This is a genomic window from Paenibacillus sp. WC2504, assembly GCF_052682475.1.
In genome coordinates this window covers 7,549,118-7,564,882 of the sequence record NZ_JBQZFH010000001.1, presented here as the reverse complement: position 1 = coordinate 7,564,882, position 15,765 = coordinate 7,549,118, and the positions used below count along the sequence as shown (strand labels likewise).

At 37.6% G+C, this 15,765-nt stretch carries 20 protein-coding genes; 19 read left to right on the top strand and 1 reads right to left on the bottom strand.

Annotated elements, in window-relative coordinates:
- The first annotated feature begins 32 nt into the window (after positions 1 to 32).
- From ACUN27_RS34685 to ACUN27_RS34665, 5 genes are all read left to right on the top strand, one after another.
- Positions 33 to 986 carry a hypothetical protein gene (locus tag ACUN27_RS34685; RefSeq protein WP_445560421.1) on the top strand — a complete coding sequence of 318 codons (954 nt, stop codon included), beginning with the start codon at positions 33 to 35 and terminating at the stop codon, positions 984 to 986.
- Between the two features lie 57 nt (positions 987 to 1,043).
- Positions 1,044 to 2,039, top strand: a complete 996-nt coding sequence (locus ACUN27_RS34680) for a hypothetical protein (protein ID WP_445560420.1) — start codon at positions 1,044 to 1,046, stop codon at positions 2,037 to 2,039.
- 3 nt (positions 2,040 to 2,042) lie between these two features.
- Complete coding sequence (locus ACUN27_RS34675) at positions 2,043 to 2,207, top strand: hypothetical protein (protein WP_445560419.1); 165 nt, start codon at positions 2,043 to 2,045, stop codon at positions 2,205 to 2,207.
- A 32-nt stretch (positions 2,208 to 2,239) separates the two neighbouring features.
- Positions 2,240 to 3,313, top strand: coding sequence for a hypothetical protein (locus tag ACUN27_RS34670; protein WP_445560418.1), 1,074 nt, complete (start codon positions 2,240 to 2,242; stop codon positions 3,311 to 3,313).
- 177 nt (positions 3,314 to 3,490) lie between these two features.
- A complete protein-coding gene (locus ACUN27_RS34665) occupies positions 3,491 to 4,099 on the top strand; it encodes an ATP-grasp domain-containing protein (RefSeq protein WP_445560700.1) in 609 nt (202 codons plus the stop codon).
- A gap of 440 nt (positions 4,100 to 4,539) precedes the next feature.
- On the opposite strand, the gene ACUN27_RS34660 is transcribed toward ACUN27_RS34665, so the two are convergent.
- The gene (locus tag ACUN27_RS34660) at positions 4,540 to 4,878 is read right to left on the bottom strand and encodes a helix-turn-helix domain-containing protein (RefSeq protein ID WP_315955713.1); all 339 of its coding nucleotides are present in this window, start codon (positions 4,876 to 4,878) and stop codon (positions 4,540 to 4,542) included.
- Between the two features lie 255 nt (positions 4,879 to 5,133).
- Here ACUN27_RS34660 and ACUN27_RS34655 point away from each other — a divergent pair, with 255 nt between their 5' ends.
- From ACUN27_RS34655 to ACUN27_RS34590, 14 genes are all read left to right on the top strand, one after another.
- Positions 5,134 to 5,412: a hypothetical protein gene (locus ACUN27_RS34655; RefSeq protein WP_315955714.1), complete on the top strand. Its 279-nt coding sequence runs from the start codon at positions 5,134 to 5,136 to the stop codon at positions 5,410 to 5,412.
- A 130-nt stretch (positions 5,413 to 5,542) separates the two neighbouring features.
- A complete protein-coding gene (locus ACUN27_RS34650) occupies positions 5,543 to 5,713 on the top strand; it encodes a hypothetical protein (protein ID WP_315955715.1) in 171 nt (56 codons plus the stop codon).
- Between the two features lie 179 nt (positions 5,714 to 5,892).
- Positions 5,893 to 6,399 carry a DUF7689 domain-containing protein gene (locus tag ACUN27_RS34645; RefSeq protein ID WP_315955716.1) on the top strand — a complete coding sequence of 169 codons (507 nt, stop codon included), beginning with the start codon at positions 5,893 to 5,895 and terminating at the stop codon, positions 6,397 to 6,399.
- Between the two features lie 16 nt (positions 6,400 to 6,415).
- Positions 6,416 to 7,090, top strand: a complete 675-nt coding sequence (locus ACUN27_RS34640; RefSeq protein ID WP_445560417.1) for a hypothetical protein — start codon at positions 6,416 to 6,418, stop codon at positions 7,088 to 7,090.
- A 169-nt stretch (positions 7,091 to 7,259) separates the two neighbouring features.
- On the top strand, positions 7,260 to 7,667 hold the full coding sequence (locus ACUN27_RS34635; protein ID WP_326062899.1) for a hypothetical protein: 408 nt from the start codon (positions 7,260 to 7,262) through the stop codon (positions 7,665 to 7,667).
- A 737-nt stretch (positions 7,668 to 8,404) separates the two neighbouring features.
- Positions 8,405 to 8,659 carry a helix-turn-helix domain-containing protein gene (locus ACUN27_RS34630; RefSeq protein ID WP_315955719.1) on the top strand — a complete coding sequence of 85 codons (255 nt, stop codon included), beginning with the start codon at positions 8,405 to 8,407 and terminating at the stop codon, positions 8,657 to 8,659.
- Between the two features lie 162 nt (positions 8,660 to 8,821).
- Positions 8,822 to 9,427, top strand: a complete 606-nt coding sequence (locus ACUN27_RS34625; RefSeq protein WP_445560416.1) for a leucine-rich repeat domain-containing protein — start codon at positions 8,822 to 8,824, stop codon at positions 9,425 to 9,427.
- Positions 9,427 to 10,218: a leucine-rich repeat domain-containing protein gene (locus ACUN27_RS34620; RefSeq protein ID WP_445560699.1), complete on the top strand. Its 792-nt coding sequence runs from the start codon at positions 9,427 to 9,429 to the stop codon at positions 10,216 to 10,218. Before ACUN27_RS34625 ends, ACUN27_RS34620 begins: the two co-directional genes overlap by 1 nt.
- Positions 10,172 to 10,315 carry a stalk domain-containing protein gene (locus ACUN27_RS34615; RefSeq protein ID WP_445560415.1) on the top strand — a complete coding sequence of 48 codons (144 nt, stop codon included), beginning with the start codon at positions 10,172 to 10,174 and terminating at the stop codon, positions 10,313 to 10,315. Before ACUN27_RS34620 ends, ACUN27_RS34615 begins: the two co-directional genes overlap by 47 nt.
- 63 nt (positions 10,316 to 10,378) lie before the next feature.
- On the top strand, positions 10,379 to 11,038 hold the full coding sequence (locus tag ACUN27_RS34610; protein ID WP_445560414.1) for a CPBP family intramembrane glutamic endopeptidase: 660 nt from the start codon (positions 10,379 to 10,381) through the stop codon (positions 11,036 to 11,038).
- A 298-nt stretch (positions 11,039 to 11,336) separates the two neighbouring features.
- Positions 11,337 to 12,164, top strand: a complete 828-nt coding sequence (locus tag ACUN27_RS34605) for a protein-glutamine gamma-glutamyltransferase (protein WP_445560413.1) — start codon at positions 11,337 to 11,339, stop codon at positions 12,162 to 12,164.
- 81 nt (positions 12,165 to 12,245) lie between these two features.
- Complete coding sequence (locus ACUN27_RS34600; RefSeq protein WP_445560412.1) at positions 12,246 to 12,839, top strand: hypothetical protein; 594 nt, start codon at positions 12,246 to 12,248, stop codon at positions 12,837 to 12,839.
- 206 nt (positions 12,840 to 13,045) lie between these two features.
- The gene (gene cysD / locus ACUN27_RS34595; protein WP_315955725.1) at positions 13,046 to 13,969 is read left to right on the top strand and encodes a sulfate adenylyltransferase subunit CysD; all 924 of its coding nucleotides are present in this window, start codon (positions 13,046 to 13,048) and stop codon (positions 13,967 to 13,969) included.
- A 1-nt stretch (position 13,970) separates the two neighbouring features.
- Positions 13,971 to 15,602, top strand: coding sequence for a GTP-binding protein (locus tag ACUN27_RS34590; protein WP_445560411.1), 1,632 nt, complete (start codon positions 13,971 to 13,973; stop codon positions 15,600 to 15,602).
- The last annotated feature ends 163 nt before the right edge of the window (positions 15,603 to 15,765 follow it).

Below are 15,765 nucleotides of genomic sequence, written 5' to 3'. Positions count from 1 at the left end.
TATATTTTTCAGCTTATGCGGGAGGATATTTAATGAAGCCGGAATTACATTACTCAACTCGAGAATTGCACGTTGACCTATTGTTTCTAGAGGAGTTTTATTCGTCAGAAAACTTCCGTAATTGGTTTCTAAAAAATACTTATCTGAATCCAGCATTAATTAAACATCTTTTACGTATCGAACATTCAGTTATTGAGCTTGAACGTGAATCAGATATAATTGTAACTTTTCACGGAGACCATGGAGAAGTTCGCTTTTTAATTGAAAATAAAATAAACGCTCAATTTCAACAGAATCAAGCTTCCGATTATAAAAAAAGAGCAATTGGGTATATACAACGCAATGAATGTGCTGAATGTATAACAATATTATTCGCACCAGAAGCATACATAAATAAAGCAAAACACTCCCATCATTTTGACAATTACATTTCATATGAAAATATCATTGAATTTTTCCTTTCAGAAAAGCAAATGGGTGAACGTGCTCACTATAAAATTGAAGTATTGTTAAGAGCTACAACAAAAGCTTTAATTGCAACTGGGGATCCAATAATATCAAAGTTTTGGGAGGAATTCTGGAAGGACATCTCGCTTAATGTTAAGGATCTAATTATGGATCATCCTGGTCCTAAACCATCAGCTTCAACTTTTATCTTTTTTAAAAACAAATTACCTAAACGTGTTCAACTTGTTTATAAGTTTGTACATGGAATGGTAGATATTCAGATGGAGGGAATTGGGGATTTTTCACAAGAAGTTAGTAACTTTTATAGTAATTACTTATTACCAAAAATGAGAATTGAGAGAAAAGGAAAATCAACAGTAATAAGGATACTTGTACCTAAAGTTGACCCTTACCTTGATTATGAGACAAACCGTATTGCTGTTCAAGAAGCTCAAGAAACAGCAGTATTTTTATACAATTGGTTTAATGAGCATATATCTGTATGGAACAACTTGAATAAATTAATCCAAATTAATTAGTTTTGAGTGAATCATGGTTTGTTAAGGGGGGAAATCAATTTGGTGCAGAATTCAGTTATGAATCTAGAAGATAAGAGGATTATTGATTTAAAAAGAGCCTTTAAGGAGTATTTACTAACAAAATATAGCCATCTTAAAGATAAGGGCGTCATTTTTAGTGATGCATTTTATCTTTTTAGATATGATATTGGGATGAGTTTTTGGGAAGTTTTAGAAAATGAAAGGTCGATGGTTCGTTGCCGTGAATTGCTGGAAGATTACTTTATAAATGCTCGTAAAGTAAAAAATCCTACCAGTAATTCTCACACTTACATGAGATCTATAAGAATTTTAAAAGAATTCATAGATACAACATATGGAGGGATAGCAGGATTTATTGGAAATGAACAGGATGAGGAACAAGCTAGTAAATCAAAAGAAAGGACAGTTATTAAAGGAACTGTTATGAATTATATCCAAGAGCCCAATGTGAAAGCACCGCGGCCTTCTCCAGTAGAATTAGAGAAATATCTAAATTTCTGGAACAACTCTGATAATTATATGTTAACGGAAAGTGCTCTTGAGAAATTATTTTTAACAACGTACAAAAATAATACGGAAATAGATGAAGTTCTCATTAAAGTGTCTGCTTTAAATGATTTTTACAGCACCAATATATTCTCTCCTTTACAAGTTGCAAAGCATATAGTCAGTTTAAAAATTGACGACAGGCTAAAAAAAGGAGATGTTACGCTTGTTAATGACATTGCCAGTGTACAGATGGCAAATGGAAAGAAAAAGAACTTCTATTCCTTCGCTACAAAATATTGTAGCCATCATAATTCTTTAGATTTCCCTATTTATGATAGTTATGTTTATAAAGTCCTCAGATATTTTAGGGATATAGACAGTTTCTATTATTTTAAGAACGATGATTTAAAAAGATATATAGAATTTAAGGAAATACTTCTTAAGTTCAAAACATATTATGGACTTGAGGAATACAATATAAAGGATATTGACAAATATTTGTGGCTTATGGGAAAAGAGAAGTTCCCTAACAATTACTCTTAGTTTATGATGAAAAATTCGATCAAAGATGTATCGCAGCAGATGGAATATGGTACTAAGTTTATAGTAACAATCGTAACGGCCAGCGAAGGAGCTCAAACCCTTCTCTGGCTGTTTTGTTTTGGGAACAAGTATTCGCTGACCAGTAGTAGTCAAAACAAACCTGTATGATGGTTTATAAAGACCGAAATGGAGGGATGTCTATGGAACCAATGGAGATTGTTCGGACCAAACCCTGCAAAATCTGTTTAGAAGATAAACCACTAAGTGAATTTCCGAAAAAAAGTGTGAAGAAACGGAAGTCATACTGTAGGACGTGTTCTTCTAATAAAGAGTCGTTTATTGTAATAAACGGCATCAGATTCCCTAACCTTAGTAATACAGATATTCTAGTACAGGAAGCACCGATTATTATCAAACGCATCGATGGATCAGCTCAAATTGTGACTAATGAGATTGCTATGAAATACGTTAATGAGGGTAGAGCAATTATCGTAGATGCAGTTCGTATTCAGGAAAAGTATAGTACCGATCAGTTTCATCATCATATTATGCAGAGAGACCGTTTTATCTGTCAGTTGTGTCAGTCTACAGAGGCCACTTTCGTAATCCGAAGAAGTACTTTGGGTCTAAGTTACCAAGCCGAATGCATTTCGGTATGCAAGCCGTGTCAAGTACAACATGCTATTAATCGGAATTCTAGAAATAGTGATAGAAAGGTCATTCAAATTAATGATGAAATGGATGGAGTTTATTTTATTAAAGACGCCAAAGGCAAGTATCTTCGTGAGGTAAAGGGGAAGGAACATCTGCATATTTATTGCGACTGTTCTAACTTTCAGACTGGTAGTTATGGTATTGGTCTTGTTTTAGTCGGTGGGGGACAAATTGAAGCCAAGACGCAATTAGTACACAGTACAATTGCAAGATATTCAATATATGGCGAACTCGCGGCAATAAAAAAAGCACTTGGCGTTATGTTCGAACATTCATCTGTTATTAATTTTAAGGCATTTAGAAAAATAACGATTTACTCAGATCTAATTCATATTCATGACATTTTATATCATAGTTATCGTTATCCTATAGTTTCTGAATTCGTAAATGAGATTCATGAAATAATAAGCTTCGTCAGAGTTTTATACCCGAGAACAATCATAAGTATTCGTTATTTAGAAGACAAGAAAAACGGTTTTTATAAAGTTTCACATAAATTGTCCCGCAGATGGATTGGTTGTAAGAAGGTTGCAGGATTTGAGGCTTCTCGGAATGATTAGACAAAACCGTGGCGAATTTATATTTGGGATGTTTAGAACGATGAGTAGGTGATATCTTTGAAGGTATACATTAAAAGAGGTATTGATAACGAAATTGCAAATCATAATTTTTACGCAGCTTTTGATGGGTTTAAACAAATGGGATTCGGAATTTGATATTTTAGTCAGGTTAATGACATATCAGATCATAACAAAGAAGATATCATTGTTGGTTATGTTGATGATGTTAGAACAGTATTTTCACAATATCAAATAGTCCCGCCTGAAATTGACTATCCAGAAGAATTAACAAGTTATTTGGGTAGAAAAGTTTGGAAGTCCAAACTAAGCTTCATAGCAAACAATCCTGAGAAATGGAATGTATTTATCAAACCGGTCGAGGATAAAAAATTTACTGGAGTTGTAGTTAGAGGTACTAAAGATCTAATGGGGTGTGGTGTATACGGTGAAGACCCAGAGATCTTATGTTCAGAAGTAGTAAATTTTGTGGCAGAATGGAGATGTTTTGTTAAGCGCGGTAGGATTTTAGATATCCGTCGGTATAAAGGAAATTGGAGAGTACACTTTGATTATAAAATAGTTGAAAATGCTGTCTCGCAATTCTCATCTGCTCCTCACGGGTATGCTATTGACTTTGGACTAACAGATAAGGGAGAAACGTTATTAATTGAAGTCAATGATGGGTATGCGTTAGGGCATTATGGACTATTTTCTTTAGATTATGCAAAGTTACTATCAGCACGATGGGCTGAGTTAACCAAAACAATTGATGAATGTAATTTTTAAGCAAGTAATTGGATCACCATGTTAGACAATATTTTCCTTCTTCTGCCACTGGTTCACGAATATATATGTTTCTCAATCAGTACATGTATTAATTACTTGACATGAACCCAGTGAGATTTCACTTGGGTACATGTAAGCACATATAAAAAATTGGTGTAAAACTGGTGTAAAAGTCTCATTTGAAAAAAGTTGATAAAAACTAGCAAAAAGTTGGTGTAAAGTTGGTGAAAAACCCTCTCCTAAACTAACAAAATGAGCCTAAGCGAACATAAAGCAAACGCAGAAAACCCAGTAAAATCAAGGCTTTAGCGGACTATAACAGTCTCTATAAAACTCTCGATTTTCCCGCATACAGTGCATGTAAATTTAATTCCACTGTTAATTTTGAAATGATCTATCCGCGAGAATAAGCAATAAAACCCACCTTTGTAAGGTGGGTTTTATTGCTTATTCTTTTTTGCTAACTGCGATCCATACTTACGAATCAAATTAAGACTTTCTTTTAAATAGTCAGCTTCTTCTGGTGTTAAGTTTTCTTTGCTCCCAGTCAGAAACGCAATATTGTCTAGCTCTACGTTGATTTTCAATTCTCTACTGAGAAGTAAATCCAGACTTACCTGAAAAAAGTCAGCCAATGCAATAAGCGTTGCAAAATCAGGTTCACGAGTGCCTTGTTCATAATTAGCGATTTGTCCGCGTGATAGGTTCATCTGTGTTGCAAGCTCATATTGACTAATGCCTTTATTGTTTCTAAGTTCTGCTAGACGTTTACCAAACACGTATCATCACCTCAAAACCATTATAAGTAACTGGATTCTCTTGCTACTATAATGGACACGATAAGTTTCATTTATGCTTGAGGATTCAAGAGAAATACGATATATTAAGTGTGTTAGACACGAATTGTGTCTTAATACTCGTAGGGATATCATTGAATTGGCCTGAAGGATCTTTTCCAGTTAGGAGAACTAGTTTTTAACTCAGACACAAAAGGTGTCCTCGAAGCAACCCTAAGTTTATCGGAGGTGGCAGCCATGCAAGAAATCCAAATCAAATACGAAGAAACTCTGCAAGAAGAATCCATCCTAACTCAAAGAATAAGCCTCTGCCATGAATTCATCGACATCATTCTAAAGTATATCTCCCAAAACGCAGATTCTATTCACATCCTCACAGCAGAGGATATCGTCACCGCGGTGCATACCATCGGGCAGGACTTGGATACAGAGCTGCTTCATTTAAGGCTGGAGAAGGGAATTCTTGAAAATAAGTTAAAAAGTTTAAATGCACTAAGCGAGTTGAATAAAAGTTAAATATAGTAATAATTGTATGATTTTTAAAAGTATAATAAGATTAAATAGACCATTAATTGCTACATTTAAGGCTGAAGAAGGGGATCCTTGGACAATGACAAATTGATTTTATGGTGGAGGTATCACTTACATGAAAGTTACAGGCAGAGGTGAATTTATACTTGGAGTCAACTTTGATAAGTGTCTGGAAACCTACTTTCTTGAAGAAAAGTCTATCCCCGAGAGTTTAGGTGCATATGGTTGTAAATCATTTATCGCATTTTCCTTATATTGTGAGGAGGATGATATTTATGACAGTTAATGTAGAGGTTCGTGTTACCGCATCATTTATTCCTGATAAATGGATAACAGGGTCCAGTTAATGACTTTGCCGGTAACTCCAGGTCCCGCTTGTAATTTTGTTTTTATCTTCAATTGTTACTTGAGCTCAATGTCTCAACTAGCCTCAAGAACGCAAGTATATCTAGATTCTGCAAAGGAATGGTGAAAAAAATGATAAGCTTGTTAGGAGTAAAAAGGAAAATAGTTACTACTTCTCTTGTTCTAGCCTCGATAGCCTCAGGTGCTACAACAGCCCTTGCTGGTATTACAACTCCAACATCGACTTTGAATTCGATTGTAATAACTTCAGGGAACTATGCATGGTTAGGTGATGCTACAAGTCAATATAATTGCCTAGCTTATGCACTTGGAAACTATAGTTCTTGGGTATGGCCATGGGGTTCAAACAATCCTACTAGTACACAAGTAGATACATATTTATATGGTAAAGGTTTCATAACAAGCAAACCGATTGACAGTTATGACGTTGCAGCATATGAAATTATTTCTTATGGTTCATCTTCGTCTATTACTCACTTTAGTAGAATTGCAGCTGGTGGTTATTCAAATGCGAAATGGGGGCAATTAGAACGCCTACAAAGTTATGGCTGGCAACCATACAAACCAACTCCCTACGGTCCAGGAGTTAGAAAATATGCTCACTAAGGAGATGTGAAAATCAATGAAAAAGACTCTGATTGTTATATCATTATTTGCTTGTAGCTTCTTGCTAGTACTCTATTTTAACAACAATGGAAGTGCCTCTGCTGCTACGGAGAAGCAAATAAATGATAGCTTCGCTGCAATTGAAGAAAAAATTAATAAAGAGGTTTCTTTGAGATCTGAGATCTCTTACAGTTCTAACCCTTATGACTATATTAAAAATAATGATGACTTTGAAAATATTATTAAACTAGGTAATGATGCCATTCCCATTCTAGACCAAAAGTTATCTACAAGTGAAAAAAACGGTTTGCAGGAATATATCACTGCAATAGCAATTGAACGTATAGCAAAAGTGGATTTAAAGGGAACTTCAACCTTCTGGGAATCCGGAAAAGATTTTTCTACAAAATGGAAGGCCCATATCAAGTCCATACCTTTGTCCATTGATACCATATTATTAGATACTCAAACAAGTTCAGGAGAAAAAGTAAAGAAAATCATCGAACTTGGAACGCCTGCTATTCCTTTTATCGCAGACAAAATTGAGAGTGGGGATGAGTCTATCTTTCCAGCACTTCTTGAATTGACAAAAGGAACGGAAAATATAATCGTAGATGGAGATAAAAAGGAATGGGTAGTTAGTCATAAGTCCGAATTTAAAAGCCTTAAAGATTACGTACTTCAAAAATAAGTCTTATTAGATTCTAAAGATTAATAATTCATAAAAATCATAAAGCACTTATGCTGTTTCACAGCATTTAGGGCTTTATTTTTCTACAGGTGTAAAGAATATTAGAAGGAATCTAGAACTTTGTAGTTGTTTTAATTCTTTGGAAAATTATTATTGGAGGTTGTTGCTAGTGAGAAAAATACTTATTACTATTTATTGCTTGTTTGTTCTAAGCGCTTGTTCAAATGAAAACAAAGTGCATCCATTAATTGATGCACTAAACTCAGAAGGAATCCATGTCACTGAAATTAATACATCTGAGGATGCAATACTTGGTGTGAAGGGTATAGTCTTTAAACTAGACAATGATGAAATCATAAGAGTTTATGACTTTGGTTCAAAGGAAAATCGAGTTAAAGGAGAAAAAAAATTTAAAGATAATCAGAAACTCCTAAGTTCTCACGCACCAATAGTTTATCCTGCAAACCAATATTTAATGCTCTACTACTACACAGTTAGTACAAATGCTCAAGAGCTTGAGCTAACTGAAACGAAGTTTGGAGAGAAATTACAAAATGCAATTGATCGTATTAAATAAGAGTATTTAGTTTCTAGCGATCTACAAGTGGTCTGGTGAAGTATTAATGTCAATCAGATAGTGTAATTTTAGGTTGATTTAAACTAAAATCAAATAATAATTTAATCAACATTTCTCAAGAAATTTTGTTCGAAGAGCTGTATTCTTAAAAATAAATTTCAATAAATAACGAACCTTTTCTGCGCATGCGGAAGGTTTTTTTATTAGGTGGCAGATACTAAGGAGAGGAATCATTTACGGTTATAATCTATTAACTGTCACTGGATAATTAGTCTTTTTAGTTATCTTCTTCTTTAACTTTCTAGGTAAAAGCCTATTAAATAAAGCTAGCATAAAGAATTCATTAAAAATCCCTTAAATTATAATGAAATAACATTTTTTGGTGTATATATGTAGTAAAAGATATATTTAATTTACTAGTTTAATAAGGGGAGAAGTAGAGGGGGACGGTGAGTGGCAAATGAGTTTCCATTAATAGAACAATGCCGGCAAGTGTTAAGAAGATTTGCTTGGCGAATGCAGTATAGGGCTCGTAAACAGAAGAATCATGAAATTCTATCGATTGACATTAATTATGTGGGGAAAACGGAGGGGAGCCTGAATATTTACGTTGTTGAGTTAATAGAAAGCATCCAATCCAAGAAGGGGCGCTACATTATTAAAAGGATTTACATAGATGGTTTGAATGAACGAGAGGTAGCTAACGAGCTTCAAATATCTCAACAGGCGGTGAGTAAATGGAAAAAGAAAGGATTGGAGACCATGAGAAGGCAAGGGTTTTAGAAGATTTGTTACAGAAGGCTCAGGGGGGTGATAAAGGAAGTATCGAGATCATCTTGCAATATTTTGAGGAGGAAATTATATACCTTGCTAAATTTATTAAGATGCCAAAAGAGGATGCAATACAGACCTTGAAGTTGGAGTTGATTGAATATATCTTTCAAAAAGGCAAACAGAAAATGGGTAAAACTCAGGAGAAGGAAGATGAGTAATGCTATAACGGAGAATGATAGGAGCAACCATCTAAGGTCTGCTTCTTTCTTTTTTAGTTTTTTCATTTATTAAATTTCAACAAAGTCAGAGGGGAATTCTACATGCTGACGAAGTCATTAGAGTTGGTGATAAATTAAATAGTTAAGAAGGGGCGAAACATATTGAAATTTAAAATAAAGTTACTCAGTTTTGCATTTCTAGGTATTACAGCTATATCTATTTCAACAGCTCATGCTGAAACAACTAAGCTCGTCGAGGATCCAAATCTCGAGGTGGCTATCCGTGACGTTCTTCAAAAATATAGTGGCGATATAACAGTAGAAGACCTTGAGAAGCTCGATACTCTTTATCAGACTAGAAAGGATATCAAGGTGTCGAGTTTAAAAGGGCTTGAGTACGCAACGAATCTCTATAGCCTATACTTTGCAAATAACAATATTAGTGATGTATCTCCAATTGCAAATTTGCCCAAGTTAGCGAAACTAGCTCTTGGAAGCAATAAAATAAAAGATATCAGTTCCTTGGGCGCGCTGCCGAGTTTAACTGATCTTTCCGTAAATCACAACGACATTGAAGACGTTAGCGTACTTTCAAGGTCACCCAAGCTTCAATTATTGAGCATTAATCATAATAAAATAAAAGACATAAGCAAACTAGGTAATTTGAAGGATATTACCTTTTTAAATATTGAAGAAAACCAGATATCGGATATTTCATCTATTAGTTCGTATAAATCTTTAGATCGCCTTATGGCTAATGACAATTAATCCCGCTTGCAGGCCTTCCAATAGCTTCAAACCAACTTAACAACAATAAATTAACGAATTTAAACCCATTATCTTCAATAAGAGGGCTTGTTAACTTAAGGATAGCCGGAAACGGAATCAAAGATATTGCTGCACTTTCAACTTTATCAAATCTCACCCTACTCGAAATTGCGAATAATCAAATTGAAGACATCTCACCACTTAAGGGTTTAACGAAAATTGGTTGCTTGTATTTATCCAAAAATAAGATTCATGACTTAACACCTTTTACAGGAAGTTTCTTCAGAGTTTTAGATTTAAGAGATAATCAAATTAATGATGTTTCTCCTCTGGCAACGATGCCTAAACTTCAAAGTCTTCTGTTATCCAAGAACCAAATTACAGATATAGAGCCAGTTGCCCAAATCCGTACATTAGAAATGGCAGATGTGTCCGCAAATCCTCTAAATGAAAAGTCTAAGCCAGTCATTAACAGTATGCAAAAAGGCGGAACTATTGTAAAAAGTGGTGATGTTTTTTACCAAAACTGTTCTTTCGATTGTATTCCCTTATGGATAAATGGAACAGAACAAGTTGTTAAAAATAAGTTTTATACCCAGGATGGGCGTGTCATGATTGCATTAAGGGAGATTTTCGAGTTATTAGGAGCTTCTGTTTCTTGGAATGAAAATACATATAAAATTACAGCAAGTAAAGGAGAGAAGAGGGTCTCCATTCAAATTGGCTCTAAAGATGCAGAAGTAAATGGGCTCAAAAGCAATTTTGGATGTAGCCCCGTATTTAATCGGTGAGGTCACTTATGTGCCTGTCCGTTTTGTTAGTGAGGCACTTGGCGCACAAGTTATTTGGGATGAAATGAGCCAAAGTGTTTCAATTACAACAAACTGAGTAAGTACCAAGTTAGAACAACTTCTTGTTATATTCCGTTAACGAAGCTCGAGGAGAACTGAGATGCTAGACTTTGAAGCAAGAAAAAGATTAATGTGCTTAATTATTGTATTGCTTTTTGCAGTAGGATGGCCGATTATGAGTTCAACATATCTTCTATTTCACCCTTCCAACGGAACAGGGGATAATAATTTAAGTTTTGGCTTTAACTTGATCACGGAACTTCTCGGATTAATCTTATTGAGAGTGGCACTTAAAAGCCAGGGGAGAAGTTTTAAAGAACTTGGCTGGGCCTTCAAATTTACCGATATTGGTCACGCGTTATTACTATATCTCTGCTTTTATGTGCTCGAAATTGTATTGGTTCTATTCGTTCCACACTTAAGGTCTGAGCCCGAGAACATTGGATTCTTAAAAAGCAACATCACGCTGTTTTATTTTCTTTTTATTATTGTGAATCCTTTCTTTGAAGAGTTAATCGTTAGAGCATATGGAATAACTGAGTTTCTTCACTTTTTTAAAAAGGAAGAGATCGCTGTGCTTGCAAGTACGCTGATCCAGACGTCCTATCATTTATATCAAGGTGCAGTACCCGCGATATTAAACGGATTACTATTTTTTATTTTCTCCATATATTTTGCTAAAAAGAGGCGCATTATTCCTATTATTCTGGTTCATGGATTTTTTGATATTTATGCGATGTTTCAGTTGCATGGAACGTGATGGAAGTGTACTTTGAGGGTCGGTTTGGCAAATTGAAGGAGGGTCAAATGGAATTAATTAATGTATGGTTCCCTCTAATCCTTATTATGATCGTATTCAACTTTATTATTAGGCTATTGATCCGCTATAAATTCAAGAGCATGACTGGTCGTTTTGAAAATACTTTAGTATGCGTTGGGTTGCTCCTTATCCTTTATTTCTACGCATGTTACGTATGCTACACATGATTCACATAACCCGGAATCTCCACATATAAAAATAGGTGAATCACACTTACTTCATTTATGAGGAGAAGTCCATGATCGTAATCGAAGGTATCAACTATATCTCCTTTGGAGAAGGTACGCTGTCTGAGCTGGAGCTAGCCATTTTCCAAAAGAAGCAGGCCAGTCCTTATGAGTATCGGTATGACTCTATTCATGATTTGCTTTTTGAGCTGCACATGCGAACGCAAATTATGGAGTCGGCGAAGGAGCTGAGTAGAGCCGGTGTCTATTTTGCAGGGTTCCAAAAAACGCTGTGCAACCCGACCTATTGGCACTTAACGAGTGAAGGCAGGTTCCAGTTGAATCGTGGAGTTGCGCCGCGAGACGCGATAAGGGATATATTTGAAAATGGCGGTTCCTACGGGTTCGAGTGTTCAATGGCTGTCATCGTTGTTATGTATAATGCCCTGTTAAACTCCATAGACCCTGGTCAATTCGACCGTTTATTTGCGGGTCTTTTATTATTTGATTGGCATTCCAATGGCAAATTGAACCTCATCGACCGATTCAATAACGAGGAGGCTGTGATGGGGGATGTACTTTATTTTGAAAATCCCGAAGTTGAAGAGCTGCTTCCCTGGTGGAAGGGGGAGAACGTCGTGTTGCTGGAAAACGATCTTTATTATGGACATGGTCATGGCCTCGGAATTGCATCTGGGGAAGAAGTCATTAATGTCCTAAATAAATACAGGATGCCTGGCAGTACAAAATCAGCATTTCTGACGGATCGTTATGTTCATCCTGATTTCTCCTACTTCGCAGAATTTCAGCATCCATTATCGGAGAAGCCCATTATTACGAAAATAGGAGACTGGATTCATGTCCGTAAGGCTGGACTTTTCACGACGCTGGGTAAATGAGCCCATTTTCTATAGACATATATCCTAATGACGAAACGATGCATAGGATGACGTATGCCTACTTCAGGAAGGGGAAAGAAAATGCCAAAAGACAGTCTGCGTGCGGAAGATAGCCTCCCTATTTATCAAGCTGGAACAAGAAACGAGAAACTCCAAAAAGCTCAACCTGTGCAACCAGCCCAACCCGTTACACCAGCTCAACCGATTCAACCCATTCAACAAGCTCAGCCAGTTCTGCCGATTCCACAAGTTCAACCTGTACAACAAGTTCCACAATGGTCCGGAGATAACCTCCCGATCTATCAACAACCTATCGTAGCGCCAGTAGGTCATGTTCCAACGCAAGCCCATCACTCACAAGCTCAAGCTCACCATGTCCAGCCTCATCACGTCTACCATCCACAGCATCATTATGCCTATCACCCACACCATGTTTATCATCCCATGCATCATGCGGCTTACCATCCACAGCATCATTACGTTGCCTATGTTGCACATCCTTACCATGCTTATATGCATCATCATCCCATGCATCACCTTCAACACCATGTTCAGCACCATCAACATACCGGACAGCAAGGCCAGCAACATCACACGGGCCAGCATCACAACACTTGGCAACATCACCACACTGGGCAAAATCAACAACATTATACGCCTACACAAAACCAGTAATACGGTCGCCGAATTTAAAATGGACCCTAGAGGCTTAGGCATCTGGGGTTTTTCCTATTCGCAAATCACTTGTTCCGACACGATTCGAGAAAAATGATAGAAATATAGAGATTTTCACTTTCTTCCACTTTGCATAAAAGCTAGGATCTGATAGTATATAAGAAATACCGATGGATTTAGTAAGAATTAAAAGGAGGCACCTTTCCATGCAAAAACTGATGCTTGATTCCATACAAGAAATGACGCATCTGGATCAACTCGAAGCTGAAGCGATTTATATTATCCGAGAAGTAGCCGCGGAATGTGAAAATCCCGTGATGCTGTATTCGATCGGGAAGGATAGTTCCGTGATGCTGCATTTGGCGCTCAAAGCTTTTTATCCAGAAAAGCCGCCGTTTCCTTTCATGCACATTGATACAACGTGGAAGTTCAAAGAGATGATCGAGTTCCGCGACCGCAAGGCGAAAGAGTTCGGAATCAAGATGATCGTTCACTCCAATCAAGAGGGGATTGAACAAGGGATTAACCCTTTTGATCACGGTTCCGCCTATACGGATATTATGAAGACCCAAGCCCTGAAGCAGGGATTGGACAAGTACGGATTTACGGCTGCGTTCGGCGGCGGCAGACGTGACGAGGAGAAGTCGCGTGCGAAAGAGCGAATTTTCTCCTTCCGCAATAAGAACCATGCCTGGGATCCGAAGAACCAACGCCCGGAAATGTGGAAACTTTTTAACACGAGAATTAATAAAGGTGAAAGCATTCGCGTATTCCCAATATCCAACTGGACGGAAAAAGATATCTGGCAGTACATTCGCAGAGAGAATATTGATATTGTGCCGCTCTATTTTGCCCAAGAAAGACCTGTTATCGAACGCGACGGACATCTCATTATGGTGGATGATGATCGCATGAAGTTGGAGCCGCACGAGAAAATTGAAATGAAGAAGATGCGATTCCGCACATTAGGCTGCTATCCTCTTACTGGTGGGGCTGAGTCGGAAGCGGATTCGCTGGATGCCATTATTGAAGAAACGCTTGGTGCGGTTTCATCCGAACGGACAACCCGGGTTATTGACCAAGAAGCGGCGGGAAGTATGGAAAGACGCAAACGGGAGGGTTATTTCTAATATGAAAAGTCTGCTTAAATTTATTACATGCGGAAGTGTGGACGACGGGAAATCCACTCTAATTGGGCATATGCTATATGAGGCAAAGCTTTTGTTCGCCGATCAGGAAAAAGCGCTAGAACTCGACAGCAGACTTGGCAGCCGCGGCGGCAAAATTGACTATTCCTTGCTTCTTGATGGATTATTGGCTGAGCGTGAACAAGGGATTACGATTGATGTCGCTTATCGATATTTTACGACGGATCACCGTTCCTTCATTGTAGCGGACACACCGGGGCACGAAGAGTATACACGTAACATGGCAGTAGGGGCTTCCTTTGCGGATCTTGCCGTCATTCTTGTGGATGCAACCAAAGGGATCATTACTCAAACCAAACGCCATACTCGCATTTGCGCACTTATGGGTATTAAACATCTTGTTTTAGCTGTGAATAAAATGGATTTAGTTCATTTTGAACAAAAGATATTTGAACAGATCAAAGACGAGTTCTTCCAAACAGCTGGTGAGTTTCATTTCCAAAGCATAGAAGTGATCCCTGTTTCGGCAACAGAAGGGGATAACATTACGAAGAAATCACAACATACTCCTTGGTACGAGGGCCTTCCTTTATTATCTTACTTAGAAAATGTGGATGTTCTTGAAACGAATGACACGAAACAATTCATGATGCCGATCCAGCGTGTATGCCGACCGGACCACACGTTCCGTGGCTTCCAAGGCCAGATTGAGGCTGGCAGTATCGCGGTCGATGATGAATTGACGATTTTGCCGAGTCGTGAGAAAGCGAAAGTCAAACGCATCTTAGTGACAGACAAAGATAGGGAATCCGCTTATGTTGGACAACCCGTAACGATCCAGTTGGATCGTGAAGTCGACGTTTCTCGGGGTTGCGTATTCACGAAAGACAGTGAAATCAAAGAGGCTGATCGTTTTACCGCGACGATTCTGTGGATGGATGACTCCGTACTGACTCCGGGTAAAAATTATTTGGTCAAAGTAGGAACGAAAATCCTGCCAGGTACCGTGACAGCCATTACGCATAAAATCGATATCAACACAGGAAATACGGTTCCAGCCGATCAAATTGTCAAAAACGAAGTGGCAAAATGTGAATTTTCCTTATCGGACGACATTGTTTTTGATTCCTTTGAACAATATAAAAGCATCGGCGGATTTATCCTGATCGATCGTGTTACCAACATGACATCCGCTTGCGGAGTGATTGAACAAGCCTTGCAAAGTTCCGACAGCGTTGTACGTTTAGATGCGGAAGTTACCAGAAATGTTCGTGCTGAGCAAAAAGGACAGAAGCCTTTGACACTCTGGTTGAGCGGTTCTGTTTCAGATAGCTTAGCCCTGGCTAAGGAAGTCGAGAAACGTTTGGTATCGACAGGCTACCATACGATGTTACTTGAGAATAGCCGTGGAGAATCGTCCCTGCGTATCGCGGAAGTTGCCAAATTGATGAACGATGCGGGACTTATCGCCTTGGTCGTGAATCAGAATGACAATGACCAAGCAACCGTGCGAGACATCATTGGCGAAGAGCTGATGGAAGTTGATTCAAGCAATTCGATTGAAGAGGCTTCGAGTGTTGTGAAGCGGGTTGTTCGGTTTTTGATTAATTCGTAGCTAATCGTGGAATAAAAAAGTTAATGACAAATAGGATCCCTATATCATTGTGCAATGTGATGATATAGGGATATTTTATTTTTTCACATGCCTACTTTTTTCGCGTTTATCTGATAAGGATTTATTTCTCTGTAAAGATATGGTAGTATAAACAGTACATGTC